This is a genomic window from Nocardia veterana NBRC 100344 (assembly GCF_000308855.1).
Lineage (GTDB): Bacteria > Actinomycetota > Actinomycetes > Mycobacteriales > Mycobacteriaceae > Nocardia > Nocardia veterana.
The window spans coordinates 1-16,221 of record NZ_BAGM01000070.1; the positions used below are offsets into that span (position 1 = coordinate 1).

Annotated in this window: 17 protein-coding genes; 12 read left to right on the plus strand and 5 right to left on the minus strand. The window is 68.2% G+C overall.

Annotation, left to right across the window (positions count from 1 at the left end):
* The 5 genes from ON37_RS12100 to ON37_RS12120 all read left to right on the plus strand — a co-directional run.
* On the plus strand, nt 1–392 hold a 392-nt coding region (locus ON37_RS12100; RefSeq protein WP_040719181.1), incomplete at its 5' end, for a DUF779 domain-containing protein.
* A 179-nt stretch (nt 393–571) separates the two neighbouring features.
* Nucleotides 572–1,354: a (Fe-S)-binding protein gene (locus ON37_RS12105; protein ID WP_040719194.1), complete on the plus strand. Its 783-nt coding sequence runs from the start codon at nt 572–574 to the stop codon at nt 1,352–1,354.
* Nucleotides 1,351–2,856: a LutB/LldF family L-lactate oxidation iron-sulfur protein gene (locus ON37_RS12110; RefSeq protein WP_083892931.1), complete on the plus strand. Its 1,506-nt coding sequence runs from the start codon at nt 1,351–1,353 to the stop codon at nt 2,854–2,856. Before ON37_RS12105 ends, ON37_RS12110 begins: the two co-directional genes overlap by 4 nt.
* Nucleotides 2,853–3,497 carry a LutC/YkgG family protein gene (locus tag ON37_RS12115; RefSeq protein WP_040719182.1) on the plus strand — a complete coding sequence of 215 codons (645 nt, stop codon included), beginning with the start codon at nt 2,853–2,855 and terminating at the stop codon, nt 3,495–3,497. The genes ON37_RS12110 and ON37_RS12115 overlap by 4 nt, the downstream gene beginning before the upstream one ends.
* 23 nt (nt 3,498–3,520) lie before the next feature.
* Nucleotides 3,521–4,180 (plus strand): nucleoside/nucleotide kinase family protein, encoded by a 660-nt coding sequence (locus ON37_RS12120; protein WP_245553170.1) that lies wholly within the window; start codon nt 3,521–3,523, stop codon nt 4,178–4,180.
* On the opposite strand, the gene ON37_RS12125 is transcribed toward ON37_RS12120, so the two are convergent.
* Nucleotides 4,146–5,027, minus strand: coding sequence for a PfkB family carbohydrate kinase (locus ON37_RS12125; RefSeq protein ID WP_040719184.1), 882 nt, complete (start codon nt 5,025–5,027; stop codon nt 4,146–4,148). The genes ON37_RS12120 and ON37_RS12125 overlap by 35 nt on opposite strands.
* 109 nt (nt 5,028–5,136) lie before the next feature.
* On the opposite strand from ON37_RS12125, the gene ON37_RS12130 reads away from it, so the two are divergent.
* Nucleotides 5,137–5,556, plus strand: coding sequence for a pyridoxamine 5'-phosphate oxidase family protein (locus tag ON37_RS12130; protein WP_174362099.1), 420 nt, complete (start codon nt 5,137–5,139; stop codon nt 5,554–5,556).
* A 159-nt stretch (nt 5,557–5,715) separates the two neighbouring features.
* Nucleotides 5,716–6,756 carry an NAD(P)-dependent alcohol dehydrogenase gene (locus tag ON37_RS12135; RefSeq protein ID WP_040719185.1) on the plus strand — a complete coding sequence of 347 codons (1,041 nt, stop codon included), beginning with the start codon at nt 5,716–5,718 and terminating at the stop codon, nt 6,754–6,756.
* A gap of 1 nt (nt 6,757) precedes the next feature.
* On the opposite strand, the gene ON37_RS12140 is transcribed toward ON37_RS12135, so the two are convergent.
* From ON37_RS12140 to ON37_RS12155, 4 genes are all read right to left on the minus strand, one after another.
* Nucleotides 6,758–7,909 (minus strand): phage tail tip lysozyme, encoded by a 1,152-nt coding sequence (locus ON37_RS12140; protein WP_040719186.1) that lies wholly within the window; start codon nt 7,907–7,909, stop codon nt 6,758–6,760.
* Between the two features lie 185 nt (nt 7,910–8,094).
* The gene (locus tag ON37_RS12145; RefSeq protein ID WP_040719187.1) at nt 8,095–9,111 is read right to left on the minus strand and encodes a DUF4189 domain-containing protein; all 1,017 of its coding nucleotides are present in this window, start codon (nt 9,109–9,111) and stop codon (nt 8,095–8,097) included.
* Between the two features lie 181 nt (nt 9,112–9,292).
* On the minus strand, nt 9,293–10,042 hold the full coding sequence (locus ON37_RS12150) for an SDR family oxidoreductase (RefSeq protein ID WP_040719188.1): 750 nt from the start codon (nt 10,040–10,042) through the stop codon (nt 9,293–9,295).
* A 46-nt stretch (nt 10,043–10,088) separates the two neighbouring features.
* On the minus strand, nt 10,089–11,561 hold the full coding sequence (locus ON37_RS12155; RefSeq protein WP_040719189.1) for an aldehyde dehydrogenase: 1,473 nt from the start codon (nt 11,559–11,561) through the stop codon (nt 10,089–10,091).
* A 111-nt stretch (nt 11,562–11,672) separates the two neighbouring features.
* Between ON37_RS12155 and ON37_RS12160 the strand changes: the two genes are divergently transcribed.
* The 5 genes from ON37_RS12160 to ON37_RS12180 all read left to right on the plus strand — a co-directional run bounded on the left by ON37_RS12160 (nt 11,673) and on the right by ON37_RS12180 (nt 16,148).
* On the plus strand, nt 11,673–12,551 hold the full coding sequence (locus ON37_RS12160; protein WP_040719190.1) for an SDR family NAD(P)-dependent oxidoreductase: 879 nt from the start codon (nt 11,673–11,675) through the stop codon (nt 12,549–12,551).
* A 176-nt stretch (nt 12,552–12,727) separates the two neighbouring features.
* Nucleotides 12,728–13,933 carry a cytochrome P450 gene (locus ON37_RS12165; RefSeq protein ID WP_040719197.1) on the plus strand — a complete coding sequence of 402 codons (1,206 nt, stop codon included), beginning with the start codon at nt 12,728–12,730 and terminating at the stop codon, nt 13,931–13,933.
* A 1-nt stretch (nt 13,934) separates the two neighbouring features.
* Nucleotides 13,935–14,738, plus strand: coding sequence for an SDR family oxidoreductase (locus ON37_RS12170; protein WP_040719191.1), 804 nt, complete (start codon nt 13,935–13,937; stop codon nt 14,736–14,738).
* Nucleotides 14,738–14,935, plus strand: a complete 198-nt coding sequence (locus tag ON37_RS12175) for a ferredoxin (protein WP_040719192.1) — start codon at nt 14,738–14,740, stop codon at nt 14,933–14,935. The genes ON37_RS12170 and ON37_RS12175 overlap by 1 nt, the downstream gene beginning before the upstream one ends.
* Nucleotides 14,936–15,077: 142 nt before the next feature.
* Entirely contained in the window at nt 15,078–16,148 is a 1,071-nt protein-coding gene (locus ON37_RS12180; RefSeq protein WP_040719193.1) for an NAD(P)H-dependent amine dehydrogenase family protein, read from the plus strand.
* Nucleotides 16,149–16,221 lie beyond the last annotated feature (73 nt).

A 16,221-nucleotide genomic window follows, 5' to 3' on the forward strand; every position in this document is an offset into this window, starting at 1 on the left:
TGGGTGGCCGCGTCGACCTGACCGAGGCCGCGGAAGCGTTGCTGGACAACCTGATTCGGCAGCACGGTCCGGTCATGTTCCATCAGTCGGGTGGCTGTTGCGACGGCAGCGCCCCGATGTGCTTCCCGCGCGGCGAATTCCGCGTCGGCGCCTCGGATGTGTTGCTCGGGCGGGTCGGCGCCGATACCCCGTTCTGGATGAGCGCCGACCAGTACGAGTACTGGAAGCACACCTATCTCACCGTCGATGTGGTCCCCGGGCGGGGGAGCGGTTTCTCGCTGGAAGCGCCCGAGGGCGTGCGTTTCCTGATCCGTTCCCGGCTGCTCACCGACGAGGAGGTGGCCGAATTCGCCGATGAGCGCCCGGTGACCGGGGCGGAGGCGGCGAGCTGACGCACTGCCGACGAGGCGGATCCGCGGTCCACACCAGCCGCGGGTCCGCCTCGTCGCGTCCGGCGCGGCGTATCCTGGCCGGGATCGTTCGTCGAAAGCTTTCGCCAGCATTCGTATCGAGATGCCGCTCGAGATAGTGCCCGGCCCGCGGCATCGGTGACGAGAGGGGCCGCATGTCGGTGCGTACGGCATTGTTCATCACCTGTGTGAACGACGTCATGTATCCCGGTACCGGACGTGCGGCGGTGCGTTTGCTGCGGCGGCTCGGCGTCGAGGTCGAATTCCCGATGGCCCAGAGTTGTTGCGGCCAGATGCATGCCAACACCGGCTATCGGGCCGATACCGCGAAACTGGCTCGTCATTTCGTCTCGGTCTTCGGCGACTACGACCGGATCGTGGTCCCGTCGGCGTCCTGCGGCGCGGCGCCGGGGGAGTTCTATCGGGCGGTGGCCGAGCAGGTCGGGGACGCGGCGCTGGCCCGCGACGCCGAGTCGCTGCTGCCGAGAATCCGGGAGCTGACCGAATTCCTCACCGACGATCTCGGTGTGGTCGACGTCGGCGCCTATTTCCCGCATCGGGTGACCTACCATCCGACCTGCCATTCGCTGCGGGTGCAGCGGATCGGGGACCGGCCGTATCGCTTGCTGCGCGCGGTGGCCGGCATGGATCTGGTCGATCTGCCCGCGGCCGAGGAATGTTGCGGCTTCGGTGGCACCTTCTCGGTGAAGAACGCCGCGGCGTCCGGGGCGATGAACGGTGACAAGGCCGCCCACGTGCGCGAGTCGGGTGCGAATGTGGTGACCGCCGTGGACAATTCGTGCCTGATGAATATCGGCGGCCGATTGGTCGCCGACGGCACCCCGGTCCGTGATCTGCATCTGGTGGAAATTCTGGCGCGCACGAAATCCGACGGGCCGATGCCGGGACTGCCGGTCGTCACCTCGGCGGGAGGCCCGGCGTGAGCAAGAGTTTCGTGGGCTGGCCGCCGTTCCCGCAGGCCGCGCGCGCCGCGACCGCCGACGAGCAGTTGCGCGCCAATGTGCACCGCGCCACGCACACCATCCGCGCCAAACGCGACGCCCTGGTCGAGGAACGCCCCGACTGGCAGGAGCTGCGCACCGCGGCGGCGGCCGTCAAGGACGAGGTGCTGCACCATCTCGACGGCTATCTGGAGCGGTTGGCCGAGGCGGTGGAAGCCGCCGGGGGAGTGGTGCACTGGGCCGTCGATGCCGCGGCGGCGAATGCCGTCGTCACCGAATTGGTCCGCGGCACCGGGGAAACCGAGGTCGTCAAGGCCAAATCGATGCTCTCGGAGGAGATCGGGCTGAACGAGGCGCTGGCCGCCGCCGGGATCGACACCAGGGAAACCGATCTCGCCGAGATCATTCTGCAGCTCGGCGACGATCTGCCCTCCCATATCGTGGTGCCGTCGATGCATCTGAACCGCAGCCAGATCCGCGACATCTTCCGCCGCGAGATGGGCAAGCACGGCCGACCCGCGCCCGATGATCTGTCCGACGACCCGCAGGCGCTCGCCGATGCCTCCCGCCTGCATCTGCGCGAGAAATTCCTGCGCGCGAAGGTCGGGATCACCGGCGCGAATTTCCTGGTCGCCGAGACCGGAACGGTCGTGCTGGTGGAATCGGAGGGCAATGGCCGGATGTGCCTGACCCTGCCGGAAACCCTGATCACCGTGGCCGGCATCGAGAAGGTGATCCCGAGCTGGCGCGATCTGGAGATCTATCTGGAATTGCTGGCGCGCAGTGCGACCGGGGAGCGGATGTCGCCGTATGTGTCGACCTGGACCGGTGTCAGCGAACAGGACGGCCCGTCCGCCTTCCATCTGATTCTCGTGGACAACGGCCGCACCCGTGCGCTGGGCGACGCGCTGGGGCGAGAAGCGCTGCGCTGCATCCGATGCGGTGCGTGCATGAACATCTGCCCGGTCTACGAGCGGACCGGCGGGCAGGCCTACGGTTCGGTGTATCCGGGTCCGATCGGCGCCATCCTCAATCCGTTGTTGAAGGGCGCCGACGATCCCCAGACGGCATCGCTGCCCTACGCATCGGCACTGTGCGGGGCCTGTGACGACGTCTGTCCGGTCCGGATCGATATCACCGGTAACCTGCTGGCCCTGCGACATCAGGTGGCCGAGGGACCGGCCGGGGTGAAACATCCGATCGAGCGGGCGGCGCTCGATGCGATGGCCGGCGTGATGCGCCATCCCGCGATCTGGGGCGCGGCGGTCCGGTCGGCCGCGCGCATCGGGGTGGCGGTGCCGAAGCGGCATCTGCCCGGGCCGCTCGGCGGATGGACCGACAGCCGGCAGGTACCCGACATTCCCGCCGAATCGTTTCGTCGCTGGTGGGCGCGGACCGAGGGCGGCCGTCGCGACGACGAGCACCCGGATAGCCGCGGGAATACCGGCACGGCGGGACCGGACGGCGACGGGAGGCGGCCGTGAGTGCCCGGGAGACGATTCTGCGGCGTGTCCGCGAAGCCATCGGCGAGGCCGCCGAACCGGTCGCGGTCCCGCGTGACTATCTGCGGCATGCGCCGGGCATCGACCCGGACGATCGCGCCGCGATCCTGGCCCTGTTCGAACAGCGGCTGAAACGCTATGGCGCGCAGGTGCATCGGACCACCGTCTCCGGTGTCGCGGCGGCGGTCGACCGGGAGCTGCGCAGCGCCTCGGCGCACGTGGTCCTGACCCCGCCCGGGCTTCCGGACATCTGGACGGCGCTGTGGGCGGACCGGACCGAGCATCGGATCGTCACCGACGACCCGCCGCTGACCACGGCCGAACTGGACGAGGTGGACGCCGTCGTGACCACCTGCGCCGCCGCGATCGCGCATTCGGGCACGATCGTGCTCGACGGCGACGCCGGACAGGGCCGGCGCGCACCCACCCTGGTTCCGGATTGCCACCTCTGTGTCGTGCATGCCGATCAGGTGAAATCCGCCTTGCCGCAGGTGGTTTCGCGGCTCGACCCACGTCGTCCGACGACCTGGATCAGCGGCCCGTCGGCGACCGTCGACATCGAGATGACCCGGGTGCAGGGCGTACACGGCCCACGGCGGCTGATCGTGCTGCTCGTCGAGTGAGGGGCCGAGTGACATCCGAGGTGGTGAGCACAGCCGAGCTGGCGGCGCGGATCGTGGCCGCGACCCGCGATGCGGCCGGCCGCCGGTATCTGGTCGGAGTGACCGGGCCGCCGGGGGCAGGGAAGTCCACCCTCGCCGCGACGGTGGTGCGAGCGGTGCGGGCGGCGGGTGTCCCGGCCGAGGTGGCCGGTATGGATGGATTTCATCTGAGCACGGCGGTGCTGCGGAATTCCGGTGCACTCGAACGCAAGGGACAACCGGATACCTTCGATGTGGATTCGTTCGTCGCGCGGGTCCGTGCGTTGCGCACGGCTTCGATCGGGCACGCCGTGCCGTGGCCGGTGTACGACCGGTCCCGGCACGACCCGATCCCCGACGCGGTGACCTTCACCGACGAACGCGTGGCGATCGTGGAGGGCAACTATCTGCTGCTGGACCGGCCGGGCTGGCGAGAGGTGCGGGAGCACCTCGACGAGGTCTGGTATCTCGACGCGGAGGAATCGGTGATCGAGCAGCGCCTCCTGCGCCGCCACCTGCGCGGCGGCAAATCCCGGGAGCGCGCCCGAGCCATGGTGAGTGCGAGCGATCTGCCGAATGCGCGGCTCATCCGGCAGAGCCGGCACCGAGCCGACCTGGTGCTGCGCGCGGTCAGCGGTGGCTATCGGATTCGGTCGGGTCGGTGAGGGCCGCTCGCCAGGCGCGGGTGCCGAACGAGCGGCACGACAGGGTGGCGACCGCACTCGCCCGGGTGAGCGCGGTGACGAAATCGAGGCCGTGCGAATAGTAGGCGCAGAACGCGCCGTGCAGGATGTCGCCGGCCCCGAGGGTATCCGCACCGGTGACCGTGTCCACGGGGATCTCACCGCGAATCCCGTCGGCGGAGTAGCTGATCGGCTGCGCGCCACGGGTGACGGCCACCGCATGCGGTCCGACCCGGTGCAGGTGGTCGAACAGGTCGCCGGACGCGGGCGGCGCGAACGATGCCGAGCAGATGGCGATATCGACCAGCGGCAGCAACTCGGCGTGCACCGGCTTCCACCGCCCGGCGTCGAGGACCACCGGAACCCCCGCTTCCCGTGCGATTCGGGCGACTCCCAGCGCGAGCTCCGGGTGATGACCGTCGACCAGTACCACCGGGGCGTCCCGTACCCGAGCGGCCGCATCGGCGCCGAACGGCACCTCGATACCGGAACCGTCCAGCGACACAACGGTTCTCGTCCCCGCATCCGTCGCCACGACGATCGAGGAAACCGGCGGCGGATCGGTTCGATGCGGGGTGGCGTCCAGCAGTTCGACACCGTTGCCGCGCAGGTCGTCCCGGATCAGCGCGGTGAGCGGATGCTGCCCCACCGCACTGAGCAGCCGGGCCGCACCGGTGAGGATCGCGCAGGCGACGGCGGCGTTCGCGGCCGGCCCGCCGGCGCCCAGAAACTGTTCGCGCGCTTGCGTTTTGCTGTCCTCGACGGGATAGGTATCGACCGCGTAAGCCAGATCGACCGTGGTCAACCCGGCGAAGAAGGGTGTGCCCATATCGTTCTACCTTCGGGATGGCGGACCGGCGTGGCGGCCGTCCGGCTGGAATAGGACATGTCATCGTGCGGTGGAGGCGCACACGACCCGACCGCGAAAGGACCATGCCATGCCGACCATGACCGGTGCCGAACGGGAGCAGTTTCTGGCCGAATTGCACGTCGGGGTGATAGCGGTGGAACGTCCGGACCGAGCTCCGCTGGCGGTGCCGATCTGGTACGGCTACGAACCCGGTGGTGAGGTGCTCCTCTGGACCGAGTCCGGGACCCGCAAGGAGCGGGTGATCCGCGCGGCCGGACGTTTCTCGCTCACCGCGCAGGTCGAGCAACCGCCGTACCGGTACGTGACCGCCGAGGGGCCGGTGACCTCGATCGACCCGGCGACCCCCGATATCGCGCGGGCCATCGCGGTGCGTTATCTCGGTCCCACCGCGGGTGCCGAATTCGTCGAGCAGAATCTGACGCCGAATTCGGTGGTGATCCGGATGCGACCCGAACGGTGGTTGAGCACCGACTACTCCAAGGAGTAGCCCCCGGTTCTCGGCCGGTGCCGCCCTCGCGGTGTTCGCTGAAAGTGTGCTCTTCTTTCGGTGTCATATCGAAAGCCCAACCGAACGACGGGATCGGGCACTAGCCTGTGAGTTGCCGTGGAGGCGCGAACCAGTCGCTCGACCGAGAGGAACAGCGCTATGCAGGCTCTGCAGTATGTCACCGTCGGCGCGGAACCCGAAGTTCGTGAGATCCCGACGCCCGAACCGGGCCCCGGGCAGGTGCTGCTGCAGGTCACCGCGGCGGGTGTCTGCCACTCCGACGATTTCGTGATGTCGATGCCGGCGGAGGCCTTCGGCTTCACGCTGCCGCTCACCCTCGGACACGAGGGAGCGGGCACGGTAGCCGCGGTCGGGGAGGGGGTGCGCGGTCTGGAGCTGGGCACCAGCGTGGTGGTCTACGGGCCGTGGGGCTGCGGAAACTGCTGGTTCTGCGCCCAGGGGATGGAGAACTACTGCGCACGGGCGGCCGAACTCGGCATCTTCCCGCCCGGCCTGGGCGCGCCCGGCGCGATCGCGGAATATCTGATCGTCGACTCGCCCCGCCACCTGGTGCCGATCGGCGGTCTGGACCCGGTGGCGACCGTGCCGCTCACCGACGCCGGACTCACGCCGTATCACGCGATCAAGCGGTCGCTGGGTAAGTTGCGTCCCGGTTCCTGGGCGGTGGTGATCGGCAGCGGCGGCCTCGGGCATGTTGCCATTCAGTTGCTTCGGCATCTGTCCTCGGCTCGTGTCATCGCCCTGGATGTCAGCGACGACAAATTGCAGTTCGCGAAATCGGTGGGCGCCCACGAGGCGGTGCTGTCGGATGCGCAGGCCGCCGACAACGTCCGCAAGATCACCGGCGCGGCCGGGGCGAGCCTGGTCCTCGATTTCGTCGGCTATCAGCCCACCGTCGACACCGCGATGGCGGTCGCCGGAGTGGACTCCGATGTCACCATCGTGGGGCTCGGCGACGGAAAGTCCGCGGCCCGAGTCGGATTCGGCATCAGCCCGTACGAGGCGGCGGTGACCTCACCGTACTGGGGCACCCGCGCCGAGCTCATCGAACTCATCGACCTCGCCCACGAGGGGGTACTCGATATCGCGGTGGAACGCTTCACCCTCGACGAGGGGCCCGAGGCCTACCGCCGACTGGCAGCCGGAACCCTGCGCGGACGTGCGGTCATCGTGCCGTGAATCAGACCGCGACGTTCGGATTCGACCGGTTGTATTCCTCGAGCAGACCGGCGGCGTACTTGCGCCGTTCGCCGGTCGAAAGTCCCGCACTCTTTTCGTAGTACCGGTCGAACCCCTCGGCCACCGCCCGGGCGTCGTTCGGGTTGGAGCTGACAATGGCGTTGGCCTGCTGATAACCGCCGCCGCGCAGTTCCTGAACCATGTAATCGAGATGGGTGTGCCAGTCGCCGATATTCTCGCCAGGTTTGCTCGCGAAGGCTTGGAGGCCGGAGAGCCGGTTGAAACGCCACTGGAACAGGCCCTTTGCCGATCCGTTGTCGCCGGTGGCCGAAACGTCGAATCCCGACTCGAATTTCGCGTTGGCGACGATGCCGGCCGCCTGTGCCGGCGTGAAGTGGTACGTGTCGATCAGATATCGCATCATCGCCATAGCGGTCGGTTTTTCCGCGGTGGGGATGATCGCCGTGCCCATCGAGCCCGACCCGCCACTCCACGGTGTGCTCCCGCCGCCCCCCGAGCTGATGGGCTGAGCGGATCGCCCCGACATGGGCGACATTGCTGGGATCGGGGTACTGGGCGGCGGCGCCGCGGGCGGTGCGCCGCCTTTGATCTTCAATGCCGCGGCCGCCGCCTGATCCGAGACGCCGTGCACCTTGTCGTAGGTCGTACTCAAGGTTTCCCACACGGCTTTGAACAAGCCGTTGACGATGTCCTTGGGTAGTTCCTGGTGCGATCCGCCGTCCTTGTCCTTGATGGTCCGCACCGACTTGAACGAGGCGTCGATCTTCGTATTCAGTTCCTTCACTGCGGTATCCACGCCGGAATAGGCATCTGTGACGGCTTTGCCGATCCCGGCCGTGCGCACCGTGATGCCGTGATCGTCTCGGTGGATTCCGGATACGGCCTTGTGTAGCTGGGTCTCGTGGTCGCTGTATTTGTCGACCATCTCCGACTTGTCCTCGGGATTGGACACCCCTTGGCCGCGGAGTTTCCCGCGCAGATCGGGAGCTTCCGACGGGTTGCCCGATCCGAGCATGCGGATCTGTTCCTGGATGACCGCCTCGGCGGCATGGAAGAGTGCGGTCAGACCCCCGGGCGCGCAGGGGGGAAGTTCGTGCAGATCGCCCAACCGTTCGGTGCCATCGGGGCTCATCACTGCCTCGCTTTCACCGCGGACAGGCCTGGGACGACCATGATCCACCTTCCGCCGCACGCCGGTTCGTGTGCGTCGCCGTCGCCGGACTCGACTCGCGTCCGGGCCGACAGCACTGCCGGAAGCATAAGTCCGACACCGTGCGCGACTGCTCCCGTTGCTGGGAAGTGACCGTCAGGGTGCTTTCACTCCTCGGCGCATTTCGACCACGTGTTGAACGGTCCGGAGACGCCGTAATTGTTCTGGGCGCTGGCGATGGCCTTGGATTCGGCTTCCTGTGCGGTGGTGCCCCAGGTGGAGGCCCAGCCGTTGTTCTGTCCGACGACCACGGCGACGCAGGCGTTGCGCGCCCATGCGGCCGGTTGTGCGCAACCGGGACAACGGATCTGGACCTGGTTGGTGGCGTCGTCGGAGCTGACCGTGCTGCGCGCCCAGGTCACCTTGCCGGTGTCGGCGTCGTAGCCCGCGGCGATCCAGACATCGGCCGGTGTCGGGGAGGGCGGCGGGGGCGCGTAGCGGCTGGTGTCCTCGGTGGTCGGCGCCGTCGAGGTGGAGTAGGTCGGAGACGGCCGGCTGGTGGAGGAGTCGCCGCTCGCGGTGTTGTCGTCGCGATGATGGTTGCGGACCACCACGACCGCGACCAGCGCGCCGATCACGAGCACCGCCGCCAATGCCGCCGCGACGATCGCGACGACCTTGCCGCCACCCGAATTCGGCTGCGGCGCAGGCGGATACGGGTACGGCTGGCCGGCGGCGAACTGCGGGTCCTGATACTGCGGATACGGTTGCCCGCCCGAGTATCCGGGCGGCGGATACCCCTGCCCGTATGCGGGCGGCTGGTTGGGGATGCCGGGCTGCGGGGCGCCGGAGTAGCCCTGCCCAGCGAATACCGTCGGATCGTCCGAGCCGGGCGGTGGATACCCCTGATCCGGGCCGAAGCCGTGCGGCGGGTGGCCCGGCTGATCCGCCGGATAGGCCTGGGTCGGTGGTGCCGGTTGGCCCTGTGGATAGGCCTGCGTCGGCGGCGCAGGTTGACCGGCCGGATAGGCCTGAGTGGGCGGCGCGGGCTGCTGCGGCGAGCCTTGCGCGGCATTCGGATCGGGCACGCCGCCGGGATAGGCGCGGGTCGGTGGCGCTGAGGTGGGGCCGGGTTCGCCGGACGGCGGCTGCTGCGGGGAATCGGATCGATCGTCGGTGGCCATCGTCTACCGCACTCGACCCGTCGAAATGTGCTGTGTCGTGGTCGGTGTCGACATCGACCGTGCCCCCGTCCGTGCTGTGAACCCTATCGGCGAGCCACTGTATCGCATCACAACGACGTGATCTCGGCATCGCCGGTACCGGACCGGCGCCCGCTCAGCCCGAGCGGACGCCGAGTGGCGATCAGCGGATGATCTGCCCACCGTCCACGTTGAGGATATGCCCGGTCACCCAGGACGCCTCGTCCGACAGCAGGTACAGACACGCGCCCACCAGATCCTGCGGGGTGCCGATCCGCTTGAGCGGCAGCCGGCTCACCATATCGTCGACGATCGTGCCCGGCGTGACCGTCTGCGTCGCCTCGGTATTGATCGGTCCCGGCGCGATGGCGTTGATCCGGATGTTGGATCCGCCGAGTTCGACCGCCAGCTGCTGGGTGAGGCTGTTGACCCCGGCCTTGGCGAGGCCGTAGAAGTTCGAATACACCCATGCGGCGGTGGAGGACTGGTTCACGATGGACCCGCCGCCGCCCTTCGACATGTGCTTCCACACCGCGCGGGTCATGTTCAGCGCACCGTCGAGATTCACGCTCATGAACTTCTTGTAGTAGTCCCACGGCACCGTCAGCAGCAGGTCCAGTTTCATCCCGCCGTAGATGGCGGCGTTGTTGACCAGATGGTTGATCGCGCCGAACTCGTTGTGCGTGTAGTCGGCCAGGGTGGTGACCGATTCCGGGTCGGAGACGTCGACGGGATGGAAGACCGCGGTGCCGCCGCCGCTGCTGATCTCGTCGGCGACCTGTTTTCCCTTGTCCGCGTTGAGATCCGCGACGACGACGGTGGCGCCCTCGCCGGCCAGTGCCCTCGCGTATTCGGCGCCGATGCCCTGCGCCGCGCCGGTGACGATCGCGACGCGATCGGTGAAACGAGCCATGAGTTGGGTTCTCCTGTCGGTGATTCGCGACGACGTCGCGGGCTGCCTATTTCCGCGCGGTGGCGATCAGTTTGGTTTCGAGGTACTCCTCGAATCCGGCCACGCCGAGTTCGCGGCCGATGCCGGACTGCTTGTAGCCGCCGAACGGGGCGTCGGCGCTGTACCAGATGCCGCCGTTGACGCCGAGGGTTCCGGTCCGAACTCCGTTGACCACGTGTTCGATTCGCGCCTGGTCGGTGCCCCACACCTCGCCCGAGAGCCCGTAGGGCGATTCGTTGGCCAGCCGGATGGCGTCGTCGTCGCCGTCGTGCGGGATCACCACGAGTACCGGGCCGAAGATCTCCTCCTGCGCCACGGTGGAGGTGTTGGACACTCCGCTGATCAGGGTGGGTTCGATGAAGAACCCGCGTTCGCGATCGGGACTGCCGCCGCCGGTGACGATGGTGCCGCCCTCGGCGCGCGCGATATCGATGTAGCGCTGCACCCGGTCGCGCTGCCGCGCCGAGATGACCGGCCCGCAGACAGTGCCCGGATCGTTCGGATCGCCCGGGACGATGCCGCTCATCGCCTTGGCCGCCGCGGTGACCGCCGTGTCGTAGTGCTCGCGCGGGACCAGCAGGCGAGTGGTGAGCGCGCACCCCTGGCCGGCGTGGACGCAGACCGTGAAGCCCGCGTAGCTCGCCCCGGCGGCGACATCGGTGTCGTCCAGGATGATGAAGGCCGACTTCCCGCCGAGTTCGAGAAAGACCTTCTTCAGGCTCTGTGCCGCCCCGGCCATGATGGTCCGGCCGGTCTGCGTCGAACCGGTGAACGAGATCATGTCCACCCGCGGATCGGTGACCAACTGGGCGCCCAGCTGGTGGTCGTCGGAGGTGACGATATTGACCACGCCGGCCGGAATCTCGGTCTGTTCGGCGATCACCGTGCCGACCAGCGCGGCGACCCATGGGGTGTCGGGAGCCGGTTTGAGCACCACGGTGCATCCGGCCGCCAGGGCCGGCCCGAGTTTGGCGAAGTTGATCTGATGCGGGAAGTTCCACGGCGTGATCGCGCCGACCACGCCGATCGCCTCGCGGCGTAGCGTGCGCGCCGTCGGAATCCCCATCGGCTTCGCGACGCCGAGATCGCTGACCCACTCGTAACTTTCGGCCAGATCGGCGAAGTAGCCGAGGTCGCCGATCGGGCCCTCCAGTTGCGGGCCGCTGGTCAGCATACGTGGGGCGCCCACCTCGGCGATGGTGATCTCGCGCAGTTCCTCGATGTTGTCGCGCAGCGCGTCGCGCAGTTGCCGCAGACAGTGGGCGCGGAAGGCGTGGTCGCGCGACCAGTCGGTGGTGTCGAACGCCGCGCGGGCGGCGGCGATGGCCGCGTCCATATCGGCGGCGTCGGCGTTGGCGGCCTGGCCGAGAACTTCCTCGGTCGCCGGATTGACCGTCGCGAACACCCCCGCGCCACCGGCGACCAGTTTGCCGTCGATCAGGAGCCGGGATCCCTCGCCAGGGGGGAGCAGTTTCGTCATTCGCCTCTCCGATAGGGCTGTCTGGACACCTGTACGGAATATAGTTTGGGCGGAGCTGTGAATACAAGAACGTGTTGCAGAGTGATCGAATCGGGAGAGGCGGTGCCGGCGATGACCGGAGAGGCGGCGGTGGTCGGTAAGGCGGCGATCGTGGTGGGCGGCGGCAGCGGCATCGGCCGGGCCGTCGCCGTCGAACTGGCGCGCCAGGGTGCCGGCGTGGTGGTCAATTCCCGGAGTGGGCCGGCGGTGGACGCGGTGGTGGACGAGATTCGCGCGGCGGGCGGTCGCGCCGTCGCGGTCGCGGGCTCGGCCGCGGACGAAACGATCGCGGACGCACTGGTGGGCCGATGCGTCGAAAGTTTCGGCGGCGTCGATGTTCTCGTCAATTGTGCCGGGATCGCCGAACCCGCGCACTCCTCGATCCTCGACATCTCCACGGCGGACTGGCGAGCTCAGCTGGACTCCCACCTGACCACGGTGTTCAACACCTGCCGCGCGGTAGCGCCGCTGATGGTGGCCCGCGGCGCCGGATCGATCGTCAACACCGGCTCGTTCGCCTACCTCGGCGACTACGGCGGCACGGGCTATCCGGCCGGAAAAGGCGCGGTCGCGAGCCTGACGCTGGCCTTGGCCGCGGAGCTGAAAGAGCACGGCATCCGGGTGAACGCGATCTGTCCGGGGGCGAGGACGCGGTTGTCCACCGGACCGGACTACGAGGCGAAGATCGCCGAATTGCGCGAGCGCGGCCTGCTCGACGAGTTCACGGCAGCGTCGTCACTGGATGCCCCGCCACCGGAGTACGCCGCGGCGCTGTATGTCTATCTCGCCTCCGACCTCGCGACCGCGACGGGTCGGATCTTCATTGCCGCAGGCGGTTTCGTCGGTCGCTTCGCGCGGCCGAAACTCGAGTCGATCGGCTATCGCGACCATGCCGATACACCGCCGTGGTCGGTGGCCGAGTTGCAGCCGCTCCTCGGCGACAAAGGGTGAGGCATGGTGACGCTCGCCTGTCCGGCCACCGTGCGCACGCGCGCGGACGTCGTTCGCCCATTGTCCGGATTCCCGACCGGTGGTAGCGTCCAGACACATGTCCAGTCCTGTGTCTCGGTTGGCGGTATGCGGATGAGGCTCGATGTGAACGCGTTACATTTCGAGAGGTGGGTGTGATGACTGTGGCATCTGCGCAACCGGTCGTCTTCGATCCCTACGACTACCAGTTCCACGAGGATCCGTATCCGGTCTATCGGCGGCTGCGCACGGAGGCGCCGCTGTACTACAACCCGGACCTGGACTTCTGGGCGCTGTCGCGGCACGCCGACGTGACCGCCGCATTCCGTGACGCCGCCCGCCTGTCCAGCGCCAACGGCGTTTCCCTGGACCCGGCCGCCTGGGGTCCGCACGCGCACAAGACCATGTCGTTTCTCGCCATGGACGATCCGCGTCACCTGCGGATGCGCCAGCTGGTCAACAAGGGCTTCACTCCACGCCGGATCGCCGGTATGGGCGATCGGATCCGGGAACTGACGCTGCATCATCTCGAACCGGCGCTCGAGCGTGGCAGTTTCGACTGGATCGAGGATTTCGCGGGCAAACTGCCCATGGACGTCATCTCCGACATGCTGGGCGTGCCCGAACCCGATCGGGCGGAGATCCGCCGGATGGCCGATCTGGTGGTGCACCGCGAGGAGGGCGTGCTCGACGTGCCGGCGGCGGCCATCGAGGCCTCGCTGAATCTGGTCGTGTACTACTCCGACATGGTCGCCCAGCGCCGCCGCAGCCGCACCGAGGACCTGACCTCCGCGCTGCTCGACGCGGAGATCGACGGCGACAAACTCACCGACGACGAGATCATCGGCTTCATGTTCCTGATGGTCGTGGCCGGTAACGAGACCACCACCAAACTGCTCGGCAACGCGCTGTACTGGGCCGGCCGCAATCCCGAACAGTTCGCCAAGGTGGTCGCCGACGCCGACCTGGTGCCGGACTGGGTCGAGGAGACGCTGCGCTACGACAATTCGAGCCAGATGGTGGCGCGTTCCGCGGTCGTCGACGTGCCGTTCGAACACGGGGTGATCCCCGCCGGTTCGAAGGTGGTGCTGCTCATCGGCTCCGCCAATCGCGACGACGCGGTCTTCACCGACGGGGACCGCTACGACATCGAACGCACCGACAAGAGCGCGTTGGCCAGCTTCGGCGGTGGTGTGCACTTCTGTCTGGGCGCGCATCTGGCCCGCCTGGAGACCGTTGTCGCCCTGCGCGAGTTCGCCGCCCGCGTCCGGGAGTACTCGATCGACGAGTCCGCCATGGCGCGGGTGCATTCGACCAACGTCCGGGGGTTCGCGAAACTCCCTGTCACCGTGGAGGTTTCGTAGTATGCCGCGTTTCGATCCACACCCGGATGTGCGACCGGTCCTGATCGCGGGGGCGTCGTCGGGCATCGGCGCCGCGACCGCGGTTCTGCTGGCCGAGGCCGGATTCCCGGTGGCCCTCGGTGCGCGCCGGGTCCAGACCTGCCGCGAGCTCGCCGACAAGATCACCGCCAACGGTGGCACGGCCTTCGCGGGCTCGCTCGATGTCACCGACGACGCCTCGGTCGACGCCTTCGTCACCGCCGCCGAGGAGGCGCTCGGGCCGATCGAGATCGCGGTATCCGGTGCCGGGGACATCGAATTCGGCCTGGCCTACGAGATGGACCCGCAGACCTTCCTGAAACAGGTCGACGTTCATCTGGTGGGTGCGCAGCGGCTGGCCCACCGCATTCTGCCCGGCATGATCTCCCGGCGTCGCGGCGATTTCGTCTTCATCGGCTCGGACTGCGCCGACCAGGTCCGCCCGCGCAACGGCGCCTACAACGCCGCCAAGACCGGACTCGAGGCGATGGCCCGGCAGCTGCGCATGGAGTTGGAGGGCACCGGTGTTCGCGCCTCGATCGTGCGGCCGGGCGCGACCCAGACCGGCATGGGGATGAACGCCGCACCCGAGCAGGTCGGCCCGCTGCTCGACGACTGGGTGAAATGGGGTTTCGCCCGCCACCCCTTCTTCCTGCGCGCCTCCGACCTCGCCGCCGCGATCGCCGCGGTGGTCAACACACCGCGCGGGGCGCACCTGGTGCTGGTCGAGGTGCAGCCGGAAGCCCCGCTGCGCGAACCGGACGCACCGAAGCAGGAGCAGAGCTGATGCGTATCGAGGTGGATCTGGACCTGTGTCAGGGGCACGCGATGTGCCAGGCCGAGGCGCCGGACTACTTCACCGTGCCCAAACACGGCACGGTCGAAATCCAGCGCTCGGAGGTGGACGAGGCCGACCGCGCCGAGGTGGAGAACGCGGTGCGCTACTGCCCGACCCAGGCCCTGTCGATCGTGCGGGACCGCTGATGGGTGCGGTCGTTCGCGCGGACGCGGGCTCGGACGGTGCGCCGCCGGGTTGCCTGACGACGCCGGTGAACCGGACAGCCGTGGTGGTGGGTCATCCGGAGCTGTTCGTCCACCGGCTTGCCCGGATGGGAGGGCAGCGCTCGTGATCAGGGTGATCCAGTGGGCGACCGGCGGCGTCGGGCGCGCGGCGATCGAGGGCGTTCTCGATCATCCGGAGCTCGAACTCGCCGGTGCGTGGGTGCACAGTCCCGACAAGGACGGCGTCGACCTCGGCACCCTGGTGGGGCGCGACCCGATCGGCGTCACCGCCACCACCGATGCGCAGGCGCTGCTCGTCCTCGACGCCGACTGCGTGGTCTACAGCCCGGTCTTCGCCGACACCTCCGTGCTGCGCGCGATCCTGCGCTCGGGCAAGAACGTGGTGACGCCGCTGGGCTGGTTCTATCCCCGGCAGCACGACCGGGAGAAATTCGACGCGGTCTGCGCCGAGGGCGGAGTCACATTGCACGGCACCGGCATTCACCCCGGCGGCATCACCGAACGGTTGCCGCTGGTGGTCTCGGCGTTGTCGGGTTCGGTGACCGGCGTGCGCGCCGAGGAGTTCTCCGATATCCGCACCTACGGCGCCCCGGATGTGGTGCGGCACTGGATGATGTTCGGCGCCGATCCGGACAAGGCCAGGGAAAGCACCGTCGCGGCGATGCTGGCCGGCGGGTACAGCCAATCGGTGTGGATGCTCGCCGACGAACTGGGATTCGATCTGGATCCCGATATCCGCACCACCCACGACATCGCGGTCGCCACCGCGCCGATCGATTCACCGATCGGCATCATCGAACCGGGACAGGTTGCGGCCCAGCACTTTCGGTGGGAGGGCACGGTCGACGGCGAACCGGTGATCACGGCAGCCGTCAACTGGTTCATGAGTGAGCGGGACTTCGACCCGGCGTGGAGCTTCGGGCCGAACGGGCAACGGTTCGAGGTCGAGGTGCGGGGTGATCCCGGCTGTGTCCTGACCCTGTCCGGATTGCACGCCCACGATCCGGCCGAGGGGGCCCGGCGCAATCCCTCGATCGTCGCCACGGCTCTGAACTGTGTGAATGCGATCCCCGATGTCGTCGCGGCCCAACCGGGTGTGCGGACCTATCTCGATCTGCCACTGCCGGCGGGGCGGGCCGCGCCGCATCTGCATCGCGACCGGAGAACGAGGTGAGCGGATGAACGACACAGCTTTGTCATAACTTTTCACGTTTCGAAAAATCCATGATTCGCAGTGCAGCGGACAC